Origin of the sequence: Streptomyces sp. NRRL F-5727, from assembly GCF_000719555.1 — a bacterium.
Taxonomy (GTDB): domain Bacteria; phylum Actinomycetota; class Actinomycetes; order Streptomycetales; family Streptomycetaceae; genus Streptomyces.
The window spans coordinates 133,605-152,032 of the sequence record NZ_JOGX01000008.1; the positions used below are offsets into that span (position 1 = coordinate 133,605).

13 protein-coding genes are annotated in these 18,428 nt (G+C 70.0%); 4 read left to right on the forward strand and 9 right to left on the reverse strand.

The window, feature by feature from the left end:
• Positions 1–91: 91 nt before the first annotated feature.
• The 8 genes from dxs to ngcE all read right to left on the reverse strand — a co-directional run bounded on the left by dxs (position 92) and on the right by ngcE (position 10,531).
• Positions 92–2,011, reverse strand: a complete 1,920-nt coding sequence (gene dxs / locus IF73_RS0109035) for a 1-deoxy-D-xylulose-5-phosphate synthase (RefSeq protein WP_031005374.1) — start codon at positions 2,009–2,011, stop codon at positions 92–94.
• Positions 2,012–2,230: 219 nt separating this feature from the next.
• Entirely contained in the window at positions 2,231–3,520 is a 1,290-nt protein-coding gene (locus IF73_RS0109040) for a sugar ABC transporter permease (protein ID WP_031005376.1), read from the reverse strand.
• Positions 3,517–4,296 (reverse strand): ATP-binding cassette domain-containing protein, encoded by a 780-nt coding sequence (locus IF73_RS0109045; protein ID WP_031005377.1) that lies wholly within the window; start codon positions 4,294–4,296, stop codon positions 3,517–3,519. The genes IF73_RS0109040 and IF73_RS0109045 overlap by 4 nt, the downstream gene beginning before the upstream one ends.
• A gap of 236 nt (positions 4,297–4,532) precedes the next feature.
• A complete protein-coding gene (locus IF73_RS0109050; RefSeq protein ID WP_031005379.1) occupies positions 4,533–5,597 on the reverse strand; it encodes a sugar ABC transporter substrate-binding protein in 1,065 nt (354 codons plus the stop codon).
• A gap of 122 nt (positions 5,598–5,719) precedes the next feature.
• Positions 5,720–6,940, reverse strand: coding sequence for an ROK family transcriptional regulator (locus tag IF73_RS0109055; RefSeq protein ID WP_031005381.1), 1,221 nt, complete (start codon positions 6,938–6,940; stop codon positions 5,720–5,722).
• 178 nt (positions 6,941–7,118) lie between these two features.
• Entirely contained in the window at positions 7,119–8,051 is a 933-nt protein-coding gene (locus IF73_RS0109060; protein WP_031005383.1) for a carbohydrate ABC transporter permease, read from the reverse strand.
• A complete protein-coding gene (locus IF73_RS0109065; RefSeq protein ID WP_031005385.1) occupies positions 8,051–8,980 on the reverse strand; it encodes a carbohydrate ABC transporter permease in 930 nt (309 codons plus the stop codon). Before IF73_RS0109065 ends, IF73_RS0109060 begins: the two co-directional genes overlap by 1 nt.
• 102 nt (positions 8,981–9,082) lie before the next feature.
• Positions 9,083–10,531, reverse strand: a complete 1,449-nt coding sequence (ngcE, locus tag IF73_RS0109070) for an N-acetylglucosamine/diacetylchitobiose ABC transporter substrate-binding protein (RefSeq protein ID WP_031005387.1) — start codon at positions 10,529–10,531, stop codon at positions 9,083–9,085.
• Positions 10,532–11,047: 516 nt separating this feature from the next.
• Between ngcE and IF73_RS0109075 the strand changes: the two genes are divergently transcribed.
• Positions 11,048–11,995 (forward strand): FG-GAP repeat domain-containing protein, encoded by a 948-nt coding sequence (locus IF73_RS0109075; RefSeq protein ID WP_031005389.1) that lies wholly within the window; start codon positions 11,048–11,050, stop codon positions 11,993–11,995.
• 79 nt (positions 11,996–12,074) lie between these two features.
• Here IF73_RS0109075 and acnA read toward each other — a convergent pair whose 3' ends face one another.
• On the reverse strand, positions 12,075–14,789 hold the full coding sequence (gene acnA / locus IF73_RS0109080) for an aconitate hydratase AcnA (protein ID WP_031005391.1): 2,715 nt from the start codon (positions 14,787–14,789) through the stop codon (positions 12,075–12,077).
• Positions 14,790–15,058: 269 nt separating this feature from the next.
• Here acnA and IF73_RS38585 point away from each other — a divergent pair, with 269 nt between their 5' ends.
• From IF73_RS38585 to IF73_RS0109095, 3 genes are all read left to right on the forward strand, one after another.
• The gene (locus IF73_RS38585) at positions 15,059–16,198 is read left to right on the forward strand and encodes a hypothetical protein (protein ID WP_031005393.1); all 1,140 of its coding nucleotides are present in this window, start codon (positions 15,059–15,061) and stop codon (positions 16,196–16,198) included.
• A 75-nt stretch (positions 16,199–16,273) separates the two neighbouring features.
• A complete protein-coding gene (locus IF73_RS0109090) occupies positions 16,274–16,630 on the forward strand; it encodes a VOC family protein (protein ID WP_031005395.1) in 357 nt (118 codons plus the stop codon).
• Positions 16,631–16,726: 96 nt separating this feature from the next.
• Positions 16,727–18,256, forward strand: a complete 1,530-nt coding sequence (locus IF73_RS0109095) for a helix-turn-helix domain-containing protein (RefSeq protein ID WP_031005397.1) — start codon at positions 16,727–16,729, stop codon at positions 18,254–18,256.
• Positions 18,257–18,428 lie beyond the last annotated feature (172 nt).

The following is an 18,428-nucleotide window of genomic DNA, read 5'->3' on the forward strand; positions in this document are numbered from 1 at the left end:
GGATGCACGCGAAAGGGCCGGTCGGCACCCCGGAGGGTGAGCCGACCGGCCCAATGGTGACGCCGGGTGACCGGTCCGCCGGGGGCGGAGGTCAGTCGCGGGCGGGCTCCACGGCCTGCTCCCGGGCCTCGAACCGTCCGTCGAGGCGCGAGACCAGTCCGGTGACCTGGCGCGCGATGTCGGGGGCGGTCAGCCCGATCTCGGCCATGACCTCGCCGCGGGAGGCGTGGTCGAGGAAGACCGGCGGGATGCCGAAGTCACGCAGCGGCACGTCGACGCCCGCGTCGCGCAGCGCCTGGGCGACGGCCGAGCCGACGCCGCCGACGCGGCTGTTGTCCTCGACGGTGACGACGACCCGGTGGTCGGCGGCGAGCGGGGCGAGGGCCTCGTCGACCGGCTTGACCCAGCGGGGGTCGACCACGGTGGTGGAGATGCCCTGCTGGTCGAGGAGACCGGCGATCTCCAGGCACATCGGGGCGAGCGCGCCGACGGAGACCAGCAGGACGTCGGGCCGGTCGGTGCCGGCCTCGCGGAGCACGTCCATGCCGCCGACCCGGCCCACGGCGGGGACGGCGGGGCCGACCGCGCCCTTGGAGAAGCGGACCACGGTGGGGGCGTCGGTGACCTCGACGGCCTCGCGGAGCTGGGCGCGGACCTGGTCGGCGTCGCGCGGGGCGGCGAGCCGCAGGCCGGGCACGACCTGGAGGATCGACATGTCCCACATGCCGTTGTGGGAGGCGCCGTCGGTGCCGGTGACGCCGGCCCGGTCCAGGACGAAGGTGACGCCGCACTTGTGCAGGGCCACGTCCATCAGGACCTGGTCGAAGGCGCGGTTGAGGAAGGTCGCGTAGACCGCGAAGACCGGGTGCAGACCGCCGGTGGCGAGGCCGGCGGCGGAGACGGCGCCGTGCTGCTCGGCGATGCCGACGTCGAAGACGCGCTCCGGGAACTCCTTGGCGAAGCGGTCCAGGCCGACCGGCTGGAGCATGGCGGCGGTGATCGCCACGATGTCCTCGCGCTCCTTGCCGAGCGCGACCATCTCCTCGCCGAAGACGCTGGTCCAGTCGGCGCCCGAGGTGGAGATCGGGAGGCCGGTGTCGGGGTGGATCTTGCCGACGGCGTGGAAGCGGTCGGCCTCGTCCTGGAGGGCGGGCTGGTAGCCGCGGCCCTTCTCGGTGAGGCAGTGCACGATGACCGGGCCGCCGAAGCGCTTGGCGCGGGTGAGCGCGGACTCCAGGGCCTCGATGTCGTGGCCGTCGATGGGGCCGACGTACTTCAGGCCGAGGTCCTCGAACATGCCCTGGGGGGCGATGAAGTCCTTGAGGCCCTTCTTGGCGCCGTGCAGGGTCTCGTAGAGCGGCTTCCCGACGACCGGGGTGCGCTCCAGGATGTCCTTGCCGCGGGCGAGGAAGCGCTCGTAGCCGTCGCTGGTGCGCAGGGTGGCCAGGTGGTTGGCGAGGCCGCCGATGGTGGGCGCGTAGGAGCGCTCGTTGTCGTTGACGACGATGACGAGCGGGCGGTCCTTGGCGGCGGCGATGTTGTTGAGCGCCTCCCAGGCCATGCCGCCGGTGAGGGCCCCGTCGCCGATGACGGCGACGACGTGGTCGTCCTTCTTCAGGATCTGGTTGGCCTTGGCGAGGCCGTCGGCCCAGCCGAGGACGGTCGAGGCGTGTGAGTTCTCGATCACGTCGTGCTCGGACTCGGCCTGCGAGGGGTAGCCGGAGAGGCCGCCCTTCATCTTCAGCTTGGAGAAGTCCTGGCGGCCGGTGAGCAGCTTGTGCACGTAGCTCTGGTGGCCGGTGTCCCAGAGGACCTTGTCCTTCGGGGAGTCGAAGACGCGGTGCAGGGCGATGGTCAGTTCGACCACGCCGAGGTTGGGGCCGAGGTGTCCGCCGGTCTTGGACACGGCGTCGACGAGGAAGGTCCGGACCTCCGCGGCCAGCTGGTCCAGCTGTTCCGGGGAGAGCCGGTCCAGGTCGCGCGGTGTCCTGATACGGGTCAGCAGGGCCACCCGTGCCTCCTTGCGTTCTGAGCTGGTCGAGCTTGCCGATTTTGCCGAGTCTAATGTTCCGTCTTGGATCGTGGGCATCGGGCCAGGCGGAGTGGCATCACCCGCATGGGGGATGTACTGCTCCGGACGCGACGGTGCCCGGCACCGGTTCACCGGTGCCGGGCGAATGTGGCGCGTCTTACCCGAGACGTGTCACACGCGTCGCGCGTGTCCCGCGTGTCACGCCCGTCCCGCGGACTTCTGGGTCTTGCGGGAGACGGAGTCGATGATCACGGCGATGAGGAGCACCGCGCCGGTGATCATGTACTGGATGGCGTTGGACTCCAGGTTGAGCTGGTTGAGGCCCTGGACGATCGACTGGAGCACCAGGATGCCCAGGAGCGCCGACCAGACCTTGCCGCGGCCGCCGAAGAGGGACGTGCCGCCGATGACCGCCGCCGCGATGCACATCATGAGCTGGTTGCCGCCGCCGAGGGAGCGGTCGGCGCCGCCGGTGGCGGAGGCCAGGAAGAGGCCGCCGACGGCGCCCAGGGTGCCGGAGATCATGAAGACGGAGATCCGGATCCAGGCGACGTTGATGCCGGCCCGGCGGGCCGCCTCGATGCCGCCGCCGACCGCGAAGACCTGGCGGCCGTAGGTGGTGCGGCGCAGGACGAAGTCGGTGACCAGCAGGATCACCAGGAAGATCACCAGGGAGAGGGGCAGGCCCTTCTCCTGGTTGAAGCCGTACGCGGCGACCAGGACGAGGGCCGCGAGGACGCCGGTGCGCAGCAGGATCTCGCTGTGCGGGCGGTGCGGCAGCTCGGCGGCCTTGCGACGGTTGGAGTCGCGCAGCTGGGCCAGGTAGAAGGCGGCGATCACCGCGACGGCGAGGCCGTAGGCGGCGGCGACGTCGGAGAAGTAGTACTTGGTGAGGTCGCCGACGAAGCTGCCGATGGGGGTGGGGATGGTGGAGCGCTCGCCCATCACCCAGGTCTGGAGGCCGGCCCAGCCGAGGAAGCCGGCGAGGGTGACGACGAAGGCGGGTACGCCGATCTTGGCGAAGACCAGGCCGTGGAAGGCGCCGAGGAGGGTGCCGGAGAGGATGCCGAGGAGGATCGCGAGCGCGTCCGGCATGTCGGTGGCGAAGACGCCCCAGACGGATCCGGCGAGGCCGGCGACGGAGCCGACGGCGAGGTCGATCTCGCCGAGCAGCAGCACGAAGACGATGCCGACGGCCATGATGCCGGGGCCGGCCGCGTACAGCGTGATCTGGTCGAGGTTGTACGAGGTGATGAAGTTGCCGGTCAGCGCCTGGAAGACGATGCCGATGACGATGAGGCCGACGACGACGGGCAGGGAGCCGATCTCGCCGGAGCGGATCTTGCGCTTGAACTCGTCGACGTAGCCCTTGAGGCCCTGCTCGCGGACGAGGAGGCGGGGGTCGACGGCGGGGATCGCGGCGGCGGCCTCGGCGGTGCGGGGCTCGGGGACCTCGGCCTTCTCGGTCGCCTCGGGGGTCGTGCTCACTGGGCTACCTCCGCGGTGCGGGCCTGCCGGCGGGTGACGGCGTTGTCCGTGGCGCCGGTGATCGCGGCGATGATCTCTTCGTGCGTGGTGGTGGCGACCGGGAAGGTGCCGTTGTTGCGGCCGAGGCGCAGGACGGCGACGGTGTCGGCGACCGCCTTCACGTCGGCCATGTTGTGGCTGATGAGGATGACGCCGAGGCCCTGCTCGCGCAGCCGCTCGACCAGGTCGAGGACCTGGGCGGTCTGCTCGACGCCGAGGGCGGCGGTGGGCTCGTCCAGGATCACGATCTTGGGGTCGCCGACCAGGGCGCGGGCGATCGCGACGACCTGCCGCTGGCCGCCGGAGAGGGCGGCGACGGGGATGCGGACGCTGGGGATGCGGATGGAGAGGGTGGAGAGCAGGTCCTTGGCGCGCTTCTCCATGGCGACCTCGTCGAGGACGCCGCCCTTCTTGAGCTCGCGGCCGAGGAAGAGGTTGGCGACGACGTCGAGGTTGTCGCAGAGGGCGAGGTCCTGGTAGACGGTGGCGACACCGAGGTGCTGGGAGTCCTGCGGGCGGGAGATCTCGACCGGGCGGCCCTCCCACTCGATGACGCCCTCGTCGATCGGGTGGACGCCCGCGATCGTCTTGACCAGGGTGGACTTTCCGGCGCCGTTGTCGCCGACGAGGGCGACGACCTCACCGGCGTGGACTTCGAGGTCGACACCGGAGAGGACCTGGACCGCTCCGAATCGCTTGAAGATCCCGCGCAACGCCAGGACAGGCGTCTGGGACACGTGAACCAACTCCTTCGCCGCCCGTGCGGTGGGCGGCGGCATGTCGCGCCGTGCGGCGCCGAGTTCGAGGGGGGCAGTGCTCGTCCGGCCCCGGACCGACAGCGGGGTCTGGGTCGGCCGGGGCCGGACGGGTCGGGGGCGGAGCCGCGGCTCGGGGGCGGGCGCGTTCCGCGTCCTGCCGGGGTCTGACGCCCCCGGCAGGAGGGGGCGGGCCCGGAAGTCCGGGCCCGGGGGGCTTACTTGATGCCCAGCTCGGCGCACTTGGCGGCGAGGTCCGCGGAGCAGATGTCGGCGGCGGCGTAGATGCCGTCCTTGATCACCGTGGACTGGATGTTGGTCTTGTCGACGACCACCGGGGCGAAGAGGGTGGACTTCACGCCGTCGGTCTCGCCCTGGGCGCCGAGGTCCTTGCCCTGGAGCAGGTTGACCGAGAACTTGGCGGCCTCGGGGGCCAGCTGGAGCGGCGACTTGTAGATGGTGAAGGTCTGGGTGCCGGCGACGATCCGCTGGATGCCCGCGACCTCGGCGTCCTGGCCGCCGACCGGGATGCCCTTGATGCCGGCGTTCTCCAGGGAGGTGATGATGCCGCCCGCCATGCCGTCGTTGGCGGAGTAGACGGCGCCGATCTTGTCCTTGCCGACGGAGGAGATGGCGGCGGCCATCTTCTCGCCCGCGACCTTCGGGTCCCACTCGCCGGACGCCTCGTAGGCGATCTTGCCGACCTTGCCGTCGAGGGCGGTGTGGGCGCCCTTCTTGAAGAGACCGGCGTTCGGGTCCTTCTCGTCGCCGTTGATCATCACGATCTGGGCGGTGGCGGCCTTGGCGCCGAGGGCGGAGAGCAGGGCCTGGCCCTGGAGCTCGCCGACCTTGTTGTTGTCGTGGCTGACGTAGGCGTCGGCGCCCTCGATCGCGCGGTCGTACGCGACGACCTTGACGCCCTTGCCCTGCGCCTCCTTGACCCAGCCGGCGGCCTTGGCGGAGTCGACCGGGTCGAGCGCGATGACCTTGACGCCGTCGGCGATGAGCTGGTCGAACTGCTGCTTCTGCTTCACGACGTCGGAGACGGCGTTGTTGTAGACGACCTCGCAGTCGCCGCAGGCCGCCTTGACGGCCTTCTCGAACTGCGGCTTGTCCAGGGACTCGTACCGCGCGGTCTTGTTCTCCGGGAGGAGCAGACCGATCTTGGTCGAGCTGCCCTTGTCCTCGCCGTCACCGCCGCCGGCCTGGCCACAGGCGGAGAGCGCGAGGGCCATCGAGACCGCGGCCGAGCCTATGACGACACGACGAGTCATTGCGTTCATGTGGGGTTGCCTCCCTGACGAGGCCGCGACGGTGCGGCCGAGGTGTCACGAAGTCAACTCGGCCGCAACACCGTCGTCAAGAAGTGAAAACTTAACGAGATGACAACGGTGGTTATCGTTCTCTAAGTGAAGGCGGGCACGGATACCGGCAGCGTGGCCGCGTGAGCACTCTCCGTACCGGTCAGCAGGGTCGCGTCACCCATCTCGCTCAGCACCAGCGCCAGCGCGCCCAGCACCTCGGCGCGGCCGCCCAGGGCCCCCTGGACCAGGGAGAGCTGGCGGGCGGCGCTGGGGATCGCGTACCGGCCGACCGAGTCCCGGATCGGGGCGAGCACCAGCTCGCCGGCCTCGGCGAGGTCGCCGCCGAGCACCACCCGGCTCGGGTTCAAGAGGTTGCAGAGGTTGGCGACCCCGCTGCCGATGTGGCGCCCGACGTCGGCGATGACCCGCCGGCAGCCCGGGTCGCCCTCGCGGGCCAGCTGCACCACCCGCTCCATGGTGAGGTCCGGCCCGTGGCTGGGCTGGAGCAGCGGCAGCACGTAGCGGGCGGCGGTGAAGGTCTCCAGGCAGCCGCGGTTGCCGCAGCGGCAGACCGGGCCCGACTCGTCGAGGGTGATGTGGCCGATCTCGCCGGCCGTGCCGCCGGGCCCCCGGTACACCCGCCCGTCGATCACGAGGCCGGCGCCCACACCGCTCGCCACCTTGATGTACGCCAGGTCCTTGACGCCCCGGCCGCTCCCCCACACCAGCTCGCCGAGCGCGCCCAGGTTGGCGTCGTTGTCGACGTGGACGGGGACCCCGAGCCGGGCGGAGAGCTCCTCGGCGGGGTTGATGCCGCTCCAGCCCGGCAGGATCGACGTGGAGCCGAGGGTGCCGGAGGAGACGTCGATCGGGCCGGGCACGCCGAGCCCGACGCCGATCACCTTGTCGCGGCCGATGCCGGTGGCCTCGATCAGCCGGTTGACCAGCTGTTCCGCCCGGTCGAAGCCCTCCGCGGCGGAGGCGTCCACGTCGAGCGGCTCGGCCTCCTCGGCGAGCACCTGGTGGGCGAGGTTGCCGACCGCGACCCGCAGGTGGGTGTGGCCGAAGTCGACGCCGATGACGATGCCGGCGTCGCCGGAGAGGGAGACGCTGCGGGCCCGGCGGCCGCCCGCCGAGGTCGGGGTGACCTCGACCGTGCCGCCGTCCTTGAGCTCGCGGACGATGTTGGAGACGGTCGCCGCCGACAGCCCCGTCGCCCGGGCGATCTCCGCCTGGGTCAGCGAACCGGCCATCCGCACCGCCCGCACGACCCGCTCCAGATTGGCCCTGTGCAGCGACGTCTGCGACCCCGGAGTCTCCATCGACTCTCTCACTCCCACCGTTTTCTCCAACATGTGAACTCTAAGGGGACGCTTTCGCCTTCGCTTCCGTCAAGACCCGGAACACCCCAGGGGGCGCGCGGAGACAGGCGAAGGCCCCCGCACGCGAACGCGCGCGGGGGCCTGAGAGCGCTCTCCTCCTTCTGGGGCGCCTTCTCCGCTACTTGACGGCGCCGGCCGTGAGTCCGGCCACCACCTGCCGCTGGAAGACGATGTACGCGGCGAGCACCGGCAGCATCGCCATCACGAGGCCGGCGAAGAGCCCGGACCAGTCGCCCTTGTAGCCCTGGCTGACGGCGAGCTGCACCAGCCCCTGGGAGAGCACCTTGTTCTCCGGGTCCGTGTTGAGCACCGTCGGCAGCAGGTACTGGTTCCACTGACCGAGGAAGTTGAAGATGCCGACGCTGATCAGGCCCGGCTTGGCCATCGGCAGCATCACCTGGAAGAAGGTGCGGGTGTGCGAGGCGCCGTCGATGAAAGCCGCCTCCGCCACCGAGGTCGGCAGCGTCCGGAAGAAGGCGGTCAGGAAGAAGACGGTGAAGGGCAGCGAGTACGCGATGTAGACCAGGATCAGGCCGTGCATGGTGTTCAGCAGGGCCATGTTCTGCATCACGTAGAAGAGCGGCACCAGCGCCAGGATGATCGGGAAGCTCATCCCCCCGATGAAGAGGAAGTAGAGGAAGCGGTTCCCGGGGAACTCGAAGCGGGCCAGCACGTACGCCGCCATCGAGCCGAAGAGCAGGGTGCCGGCCAGCGAACCGCCGACCACCACGAGCGTGTTCAGGAAGTACTCGCTCATGTGCGCCTGGGTCCAGGCGCGCGACCAGTTCTCGAAGTGCAGGGTGTCCGGCAGCGACCACGGGGAGGTGAAGATCGCCCGGTCGGCCTTGAAGGAGGTCATGACCGCCCAGAGCAGCGGCAGCACCACCATGATCGCCCAGATGATCAGGACGCCGTGCGAGAAGACGTTGAGGACGGCGCCCTCCCGCTTCTCCCCGGCGGGGGCGGCGACCTTCCTGATCTCGGGGCCCTGGGCCGCCCGGGGGGCGGGGATCCGCGCGTCGCCGGTGGGCGGGGTGTCGGTGGTCTTCATCAGAACTCCAGCCGCTCGCGCCGGCCCAGCTTCATCACGACCGCGGCGAACGCGAGCGTGACGAGGAGGAGCGCGACACCGATGGTCGTGGCGTAGGCGGCCTGACCGTCCCGGAACGCCTTCTGGTACACGTACAGCGGCATGACGATGGTCGAGTAGTCGGGCCCGCCGCCGTTGGGGCCGACGGTCATGATCTGCACGACCGCGAAGGACTCCGCGCCGAGCGCGAGGATGCCCATGTAGATCCAGCCCGACTGCACGGTGTCCCAGAGCAGCGGGAGGGTGATCCGGAAGAAGGTCGTGAAGCGGCTGGCGCCGTCGAGCAGCGCGGCCTCGTAGAAATCGCGCGGAATGGACGCCATGCCCGCCGAGAAGAGGACCACGAAGAATCCGACGGTGGACCAGACGAGAACCACCATCACGCAGATGAGGGCGAGATCCGGGTCACCGAGCCAGTCCGGCTGGATGCCGCCGAGACCGACCGCCTTCAGGAACGAATTGATGGCCCCGCTGTTCGGGTTGTACGCGAACTGGAAGAGCAGCGCCACGATGACGATCGACAGCACCTGCGGGAAGAAGTAGACGATCTTGTAGAACGAGGAGCCGCGCACACCGGTGACCGCCGCTCCCTTCCTCCGCCGGCCGCCCACATTCAGCATGAACGCCAGGAAGAGCGCGAATCCGACCGTCACCAGCGGAAGGACGACCGCGAAGGTCAGACTGTGCTGGAGCGACTTCCAGAAGATCTCGTCCTGGAACAGCCGGGTGTAGTTGTCGAGTCCGACGAACCCGAATTCGGGACTCAGGCCGGTCCAGTCCGTGAGCGAGTAGTAGATGGACTGGATGAACGGCCAGATGACGAAGAGCGCGTACAGCGCCAGGGGGACCGCCAGGAACCCCACGATGAAACGGTACTTGCCGTGCTGCATTCCTAACCGACCCCGATCTCCGGCGAAGGGCGCGCCGCGGCGCCGCGCGCCGAGCGGCCGGGGCCCGCTCCCGGTCGGCGGGAAGGGGCCCCGGCACGGCTGTCACTGGTGCTTGTAGTGCTTGATGTTCGGGTCCTTGGCCGCGTCGTCGGCGAACTTCTGGATCTTCTTGATCGTCTCGGCCGGGGTGGCGCGGCCTGCCATCATCTCGCCGATGCCGGCGACGCCGATCTTCTCCTTCTGGAGGGCCACGTACCAGTCCTGGAGGCGCGGGTTGACCACGTTGGTGCCGGCCTTCTCCAGGGCCGCGACGCCGGACTTGAGGCCCGGGGACAGCTCGATGCCGTCGGTGCCGCCGTTGAGCGCGCTGAGCGACTTCACGGACTGGGTGAAGTTCCTGGACGACGCCTCGCTGAGCATGATGCGCAGCTGCTCCATGGCGCCCTCGGGGTTCTTCGCCTTCGCCGGGACGATGAAGGGCTCGCCGCCGGCCGCCCACAGGGTGCCGAACGGCAGCTTGTCGGAGGAGTCGAGGCCGGTCGGCGCGGAGACCGCCAGGCCGAAGTCGGCCGGCATGGTCTTCGCGGCCTCGTTCTCGACCCAGGAGCCGTTCGGGATGAACAGCGCCTTGCCCTCGGTCCAGGCGGTCTGCGACTGGATGTGGTCGAGGCCGGGGGTGCCCTGGAGGATGTACCCCTTCTTGTAGAGCTCGTAGTACGCCTCGAAGCACGCCTTGACGGCGGGGTGCTCCCACGCCTTCGGCTCCAGGTTGTCGATGGCGTCGAGGACCTCGCGTCCGCCGACCTTGCCGATCATCGGGTAGAGCGAGAAGGGGATGTAGTACGGGTGCTTGCCCGCGTACGTCCAGGGAGCGATGCCCTTCTTCTTGGCCTTCTCGCAGAGGGCCAGCATCTCGTCCCAGGTCTCGGGGTACTTGGCGTCGAGGGAGTCCAGCGCCTTCTGCGAGTACCACACCCCGTAGACGGTGTAGGCGTAGTTGAGCATCCAGCAGGGCTCGCCGTCGAACTGGCCCATCTCGACGATGCCGGGGCGCAGGGTGTCGCGGACCTTCTTCGACGGGTCGTCGACGGAGGGCGCGTCGAGCAGCGGGGTCAGGTCGGTGAGCTGCTTCTGGCCGACGAGGACGCCCATGTCCATCTGCTCGGCACCGGAGTTGTCGATGAGGTCCGGCGGGGTGCCGCCGTTGAACCGCGGCTGGAGCTCCGTGGTGATCTTCTGGGTCGGGGTGAACTTCACCTTCGACTGGGGGTGCGCCTGCTCGTAGAGCTTGATCGCGTCCTTGGCGTACTGCTGCCCGAAACCGCCGTCGAAAAGGACGAAATCGAGCTCGGCCGACTCATTGACCCCGAGCGGGTTCTTGTCGGACTTGACGCCCTTCTCGACCTTGTCGTTGGTCTTTCCGCCGCCGCTGGCGCAGGCGGAAAGGAAGCCCATGGCCGGGACGGAGACCAGACCGAGAGCGGCGGAACGCTTGATCAGATCACGACGGCCGAGGCCGCCCTCGTTCGAGTGGGCGGAGGTGGATCCCATGCTCAAGTCCTCGCCTTCATTCAGGACTCAGGCGGTGTACCGGTCGCCCGTACTTCGTCTCGCCACCGGCGAAGGGCCCCGCCACCGCGGTCATTTGCAGCTGGGTCGTGCAGGCGTCGGGCCGTCGCCGGAGGTTCCGACGGGCTGGACGCCGACAGGTATAGTCCACTTCCCTCGACCGGAGCAAGATCGAAAGCAGCATTCGTCAGGCTTCTTTCCCGAGTTGAGACCTCGGGGATTTCCCGGCGCCCGCCGCCGGAAGCCTGCCCCGCCGAGCCGGAGCGCACCCCTCCGCGCCGCCTTCACGAGATGAATGGTCCATTCGAAATGCGGCGAAGCGGACGAGGCCCGGAGGAAGTTGCGGTGTGGCTGGAACCGGAGGGGCGCGGGCGCCGTCTTCCTGTCATGTACGGACTCGCCGCCGGGTGGGTGGAAACGGGGGAAATCCCGCCGAACCGGGCCGAGTTCGGTGGCCGTCCGTACTGTCCTGTTCTCGATATGGATCTGGAGATTTACGTGGCCAAGACTTCTGGCCTGAACCGCACGGGCGTGCTCGCCCGTGTCACGGTCGCCGCGCTGACCGCCGCCCTGGTGGGCACCACGACGGCCGCCGTGGCGGCGGAGCCGGGCCCGACGTTCAAGCCCGCGCAGCAGGCGAACCTCGCGGGCTCCGCGGGTGCCGCCTCCGCGACCTCCGCGGCCGCCGCGGCCGCCCCGGCGGCGCTCAACAACCTGTACGGCGTGCACAGCAACGGCGACGTCGTCGGCTACACCCCGGTCGGCGGCGGCTCCATCCAGCGCATCGCCGGCCTGTCCGGCACCGGCTGGGTGAACTACAAGCACATGAACCAGGCGGACACCGACGGGCGCCTGGAAGGCGACTGGTACCACTCCGACGGCTGGTACGCCATCACCACCGGCGGCCGGCTGCACTACGCCGCCGACGGTCCGGTCCGGGACCTCGGCGGCGGCTGGAACATCTACAACAAGGTCGTCTCGGCGGGCAACACCGGTGGCGGCGCCCCGGACGACGTCCTGGCCCGCGACTACTCCGGTGTGCTGTGGCACTACCTGGGCAACGGCAACGCCTCGCTGACCCAGCGCTACCGCGTCGGCTCCGGGTGGAACGCGTACACCCAGATCGCGGGCAAGGGCGACGTGACCGGCGACGGCCGCGCCGACGTCGTGGCCCGCGACCGCAACGGCGTCCTGTGGCTGTACAAGGGCACCGGCAACTACCGGGCGCCGTTCGCCACCCGCACCCGGGTCGGCTCCGGCTGGAACACGTACAACCTGCTGTTCTCCCCCGGTGACCTGACCGGCGACGGCCGCGCGGACCTGGTCGCCCGCGACGGCGCCGGCGCGCTGTGGCTGTACAAGGGCAAGGGCAGCGCGTCCTCGCCGTACACCACCCGCATGAAGATCGGCACGTCGGGCTGGAACGGCTTCCGCATGATGTTCTGATCTCCTCGGAGAGACGGAAGGGCCCCGCTCCTCGTGACGAGGAGCGGGGCCCTTCCCGCTTGCTACCGGGTCAGCGGGGTCAGCCGCGGATCAGGTTGCGCAGCACGTACTGCATGATGCCGCCGTTGCGGTAGTAGTCCGCCTCGCCGGGGGTGTCGATGCGGACGACCGCGTCGAACTCGACACCGGTGTCGGTGGTGACCTTCACCGTGCTGGGGGTGGTGCCCTCGTTCAGCTCAGTGATGCCGGTGATGGAGAAGGTCTCCTCGCCGGTCAGGCCCAGCGAGTCGGCCGACTGGCCGGCCGGGAACTGGAGCGGCAGGACGCCCATGCCGATGAGGTTCGAGCGGTGGATGCGCTCGTACGACTCGGTGATGACGGCCTTGACGCCGAGGAGCGCGGTGCCCTTGGCGGCCCAGTCGCGGGACGAGCCGGAGCCGTACTCCTTGCCGCCCAGGATGACCAGCGGGGTGCCGGCGGCCTGGTAGTTCTGCGAGGCGTCGTAGATGAAGGAGACCGGGCCGCCCTCCTGCGTGAAGTCACGCGTGAAGCCGCCCTCGGTGCCCGGCGCGATCTGGTTGCGCAGGCGGATGTTGGCGAAGGTGCCGCGGATCATGACCTCGTGGTTGCCACGGCGCGAGCCGTAGGAGTTGAAGTCACGACGCTCCACACCGTGCTCGGTGAGGTACTTGCCGGCCGGGGTGTCGGCCTTGATGGCGCCGGCCGGGGAGATGTGGTCGGTGGTGACCGAGTCGCCGAGCTTCGCGAGCACGCGGGCGCCCGTGATGTCGGTGACCGGGGTGGTCTCCATCGTCATGCCCTCGAAGTACGGGGGCTTGCGGACGTAGGTCGACTCGGCGTCCCACTCGAAGGTGTTGCCGGTCGGGATCGACAGCGACTGCCACTGGGCGTCGCCGGCGAAGACGTCCTGGTAGGACTTGGCGAACATGTCCTCGCCGATCGCGTTGGCGACGACGTCGTTGACCTCGGCCTCGGAGGGCCAGATGTCCTTCAGGAAGACCGGGTTGCCCTCGGTGTCGACACCCAGCGCGTCCTTGGTGATGTCCACCTTCATGGAGCCCGCGATGGCGTACGCGACGACCAGCGGCGGGGAGGCCAGGTAGTTCATCTTGACGTCGGGGTTGATGCGACCCTCGAAGTTGCGGTTGCCCGAGAGCACCGAGGTCACGGCCAGGTCGTGGTCGTTGACCGCCTTGGAGACCTCCTCCGGCAGCGGGCCGGAGTTGCCGATGCAGGTGGTGCAGCCGTAGCCGACGAGGTTGAAGCCGACCTTGTCGAGGTACGGGGTGAGACCGGCCTTGTCGAAGTAGTCGGTGACGACCTTCGAGCCCGGGGCGAGGGTGGTCTTGACCCACGGCTTGCGGGTCAGGCCCTTCTCCACGGCCTTCTTCGCGACGAGCGCGGCGGCGACCATGACGTACGGGTTCGACGTGTTGGTGCAGGAGGTGATGGCCGCGACCGTCACCGCACCGTGGTCGAGGGTGTAGGTGGTGCCGTCGGGGGCGGTCACCTCGACCGGGTTCGACGGGACCGTGCTGGAGACGGCCGGGGCGTCGGAGGCCGGGAAGGACTCCTTGCCCGCCTCGTCGACGGAGTCGACGTAGTTGCGCACGTCCTGGGCGAACTGCGCGGCGGCGTTCGCGAGGACGATGCGGTCCTGCGGGCGCTTCGGGCCGGCGATGGACGGGACGACCGTGGAGAGGTCGAGCTCCAGCTTCTCGGAGAAGTCGGGCTCGGCCTTCGGGTCCAGCCAGAGGCCCTGCTCCTTGGCGTACGCCTCGACCAGCGCGACCTGCTGCGCGGAACGGCCGGTGAGCTTCAGGTAGTTCAGGGTCTCGCCGTCGATCGGGAACATGGCGGCGGTGGAGCCGAACTCCGGCGACATGTTGCCGATGGTGGCGCGGTTGGCCAGCGAGGTGGCGGCGACGCCCTCGCCGTAGAACTCGACGATCTTGCCGACGACGCCGTGCTTGCGCAGCATCTCGGTGATGGTCAGCACCAGGTCGGTGGCGGTGGTGCCGGTGGGCAGCTCGCCGGTCAGCTTGAAGCCGACGACGCGCGGGATGAGCATGGAGACCGGCTGGCCGAGCATGGCGGCCTCGGCCTCGATGCCGCCGACGCCCCAGCCGAGCACACCGAGGCCGTTGACCATGGTGGTGTGGGAGTCGGTGCCGACGAGGGTGTCGGGGTACGCCTGGCCGTTGCGGACCATGACGGTGCGGGCCAGGTGCTCGATGTTCACCTGGTGGACGATGCCGGTGCCCGGGGGGACGACCTTGAAGTCGTCGAAGGCGGTCTGGCCCCAGCGCAGGAACTGGTAGCGCTCCTTGTTGCGGCCGTACTCCAGCTCGACGTTCTGCGCGAAGGCGTCGTTGGTGCCGAACTTGTCGGCGATGACGGAGTGGTCGATGACCATCTCGGCCGGGGAGAGCGGGTTGATCTTCGCCGGGTCGCCGCCGAGCGCCGCGACGGCCTCACGCATGGTGGCGAGGTCGACGACGCAGGGGACACCGGTGAAGTCCTGCATGATCACGCGCGCCGGCGTGAACTGGATCTCCTGGCTCGGCTGGGCCTGCGAGTCCCAGTTGCCGAGGGCCCGGATGTGGTCGGCGGTGATGTTCGCGCCGTCCTCGGTGCGGAGCAGGTTCTCCAGGAGGACCTTCAGGCTGTAAGGGAGGCGCGCGGAGCCCTCGACCTTGTCCAGCTTGAAGATCTCGTACGACTCGTCGCCCACGCGCAGCGTGCTGCGGGCGTCGAAGCTGTTCGCCGACACGACAGTCTCCTTCATCAATGTGCGCGTACTACCGTCATGCTGCCGCCACGGCTCCTCGCCGATCCGCTAAGGTAAGGCTAAGTTAGGTAACCCTTACCGATCAGGCGGCCACGGTGCGCCGTAAGCAGTTATCTCGATGTCGAGATAACTCTAGTGCATCCCCGCCCGTCGGTCATGCCTGGGCGTCCCCCGATCTCACGTGGCGCCCGTCGGGGCCGCCGGTGGGCGGGGCTTCCGGCAGCGGCGGCCCCGCGCCTACGATCACCCGCGTGACGGACGGCATGGTGGGGGCGATCCGGGGACTCTTCCGGGGACGCGGCGGACGCGACGGGGAACTGGCCCGGGTGGACGCGGAGATCACCGCGTTCGGGGAAGCGCTCGCCGCGCACCCCTTCGTCCCCGACCACCAGGCGCACGCCCCCGGCCTGCTCGCCGACTACCAGCGGGCGCTGGACGCGTACGAGCAGGCCAAACGGGACTTCACCGGCGACCGGACGCTGCGCGACGCCGCCGACGTGCTGCGCGCGCTCGACGCCGGGCGGCACGCGCTGGCCTGCGTGGACGCCGCCCTCGACGGCCGGCCGCGCCCCCACCGCCTCCCCCTCTGCTTCTTCGACCCGCGCCACGGGCGGGCCGCCGAGGAGGTCCGCTGGGCGCCCGCCGGCGGGGCGGCCCGGACGATCGCCGTGTGCGCGGCCGACGCCGTACGACTGGGCGAGGGGCGGCCGCCGATCGAGAGCGGGCTGCGGGAGCCGGAACCACCGGCAACGGCGCCGCGCCGCCGGAGCCGTACCGCGGCACCCCCGCCTCCCGACGCGCCGTCCGGCGACGCGTACGCGACCTGGCCCGCGCACACCGGAGAGCGGGCGCGGTGGGAGAGCCGGGGCCGCAAGGGGGTGCAGCTGCGCCGCGCCGATCCGCGCGAGCCGGCGCTGCTGGTGGTGCACCTGGAGCGGGCCGAGGGATCCTGGGTCGAGCTGACCGAGCCGCGCGGCGACGGGCCGGACCGGCAGCCCCTCACCCACGCCACCCGGCTGACCCGGGCGGTCGTGCCGGTCCCCGCCGACGGGCGGGACACGATCCACCTGGAGATGAACACGGACAAGGGCTGGCGCGTCTGGCTGCACCCGGCGGACGCGATCCCGCTCCTGGACGGCGACCTCGCGTCGGCCGGCTCGTACGTGGTGCGCCACCCCGGCGGCCGCGAACCGCTCCGGATCACCCAGCACGACGGCTCGGCCTTCTCGCTGCACGCCCTGCGCCCGGACCACCGGCCCGGGGCGCTGCTGGGCGAGGGGACCGGCGCCTTCACGACGGAGGCCGTCACCCCGCGGAAGCCCTGCCTGCTGTACGTCCGCTCGCGCGGCTCTTGGACGCTCACCCCGACGGGGTCGCCGAAGCGGCGCTGACCGCGCCCGCCCGGCGGCCACCCGTCCGGCGGCGCGCGCGTTGCCGGGGGACGGGGGCGGGCCGAGGATCGGTCCATGTTCAGCGGCGCGCACGTGATTCTGTACACCCGGGACGCGGAGGCCGACCGGACCTTCCTCCGGGACGTCGTCGGCTTCCCGCACGTGGACGCGGGGCGGGGCTGGCTGGTCTTCCGGCTGCCTCCCGCCGAGGTCGCGGTCCACCCGACCGACGGCGAGCCGAAGCACGAGGTCTATCTGATGTGCGAGGACCTCACCCGTACCCTCACCGCCCTGGAGGACAAGGGCGCGGAGATCTCACGGGCCATCACCGACCAGGGGTGGGGACTGCTCGCGGCGGTACGGCTGCCGAGCGGGACGGAGCTCCCGCTGTACGAGCCGCGGCACCCCACGGCGATCGACCTCCCGGCATGACTGAAACCGGACAAACAGCCTCATCCTTAACGAGACGTCACCCGACTGCCGCACCCCGATGATCGTCGCATCTCATATCTGAGATAACGTGACGGCATGGCAGACGACTACCTCGTACGCATCGGCAAGCTCATCCGTGACGCCCGGCAACACCGTGGCTGGACCCAGACGCAGCTCGCCGAGGCCCTGGCCACCAGCCAGAGCGCGGTCAACCGGATCGAGCGCGGCAACCAGAACATCAGCCTGGAGATGATCGCCCGCATCGGCGAGGCGCTCGACAGCGAGATCGTGTCCCTGGGCTACGCCGGCCCGATGCACCTCCGCGTCGTCGGCCGCCGCCGGCTCTCCGGCTCCATCGACGTCAAGACCAGCAAGAACGCCTGCGTCGCCCTGCTCTGCGCCACCCTCCTCAACAAGGGCCGCACGGTGCTGCGCCGCGTCGCGAGGATCGAGGAGGTCTTCCGCCTCCTCGAAGTCCTCAACTCCATCGGCGTCCGCACCCGCTGGATCAACGACGGCGTGGACCTGGAGATCGTGCCGCCGGCCGAGCTGGACATGGAGTCCATCGACGCCGAGGCCGCCATCCGCACCCGCTCCATCATCATGTTCCTCGGCCCGCTGCTGCACCGCATGGACCGCTTCAAGCTGCCGTACGCCGGCGGCTGCGACCTCGGTACGCGCACGATCGAGCCGCACATGATCGCGCTGCGCCGCTTCGGCCTGGACGTCACCGCCACCGAGGGCCTGTACCACGCCCAGGTGGAGAAGGCGGTGGCCCCCGGCCGCCCGATCGTCCTGACCGAGCGCGGCGACACCGTGACCGAGAACGCGCTGCTGGCCGCCGCCCGCCACGACGGCGTGACGGTCATCCGCAACGCCTCCTCCAACTACATGGTCCAGGACCTGTGCTTCTTCCTGGAGGCGCTCGGCGTCCGCGTCGACGGCGTCGGCACCACCACGCTGACCGTGCACGGCATCCCGGAGATCGACGTCGACGTCGACTACTCCCCCTCCGAGGACCCGGTCGAGGCGATGAGCCTGCTCGCCGCGGCCGTCGTCACCGAGTCCGAGCTGACGATCCGCCGGGTGCCGATCGAGTTCCTGGAGATCGAGCTCGCGGTCCTGGAGGAGATGGGCCTCGACCACGACCGCTCGGCCGAGTACGCCGCCGACAACGGCCGCACCCGCCTGGTCGACCTGACGGTCCGCCCCTCCAAGCTGGAGGCGCCGATCGACAAGATCCACCCGATGCCCTTCCCGGGCCTCAACATCGACAACGTCCCCTTCTTCGCGGCGATCGCGGCCACCGCCCAGGGCCAGACCCTCATCCACGACTGGGTCTACGACAACCGCGCCATCTACCTCACCGACCTCAACCGCCTCGGCGGCCGCCTCCAGCTCCTCGACCCCCACCGCGTCCTGGTCGAGGGCCCCACCCGCTGGCGCGCCGCCGAGATGATGTGCCCGCCCGCCCTCCGCCCCGCCGTGGTCGTCCTCCTCGCGATGATGGCCGCGGAGGGCACCTCGGTGCTGCGGAACGTGTACGTCATCAACCGCGGCTACGAGGACCTGGCGGAACGCCTGAACTCGATCGGCGCGCAGATCGAGATCTTCCGGGACATCTGAGCAGCCTCAGATACAACGCAGCTAATCCCCTCCTGACCCGCATGTATGCGAGCCAAGAGGGGATTTTTCAGCGCCTGTGGGACTTGTCTGGGACGTTGGTTCGCGATCGGGAGACTACCGGCCCCGGAGCCTGGGGGATGCTTGGTCGGTGCTCTATGTGATTCGTCATCGG

Excerpts from the sequence above, each read along its gene's own strand:
- IF73_RS0109055 (WP_031005381.1), bottom strand. The coding sequence starts at position 6,940 with ATGGAGACTCCGGGGTCGCAGACGTCGCTGCACAGGGCCAATCTGGAG.
- IF73_RS0109065 (WP_031005385.1), bottom strand. The coding sequence starts at position 8,980 with ATGCAGCACGGCAAGTACCGTTTCATCGTGGGGTTCCTGGCGGTCCCC.
- IF73_RS0109090 (WP_031005395.1), top strand. The coding sequence starts at position 16,274 with ATGTTCAGCGGCGCGCACGTGATTCTGTACACCCGGGACGCGGAGGCC.
- IF73_RS0109050 (WP_031005379.1), bottom strand. The coding sequence starts at position 5,597 with ATGAACGCAATGACTCGTCGTGTCGTCATAGGCTCGGCCGCGGTCTCG.
- IF73_RS0109060 (WP_031005383.1), bottom strand. The coding sequence starts at position 8,051 with ATGAAGACCACCGACACCCCGCCCACCGGCGACGCGCGGATCCCCGCC.
- ngcE (WP_031005387.1), bottom strand. The coding sequence starts at position 10,531 with ATGGGATCCACCTCCGCCCACTCGAACGAGGGCGGCCTCGGCCGTCGT.
- IF73_RS0109095 (WP_031005397.1), top strand. The coding sequence starts at position 16,727 with ATGGCAGACGACTACCTCGTACGCATCGGCAAGCTCATCCGTGACGCC.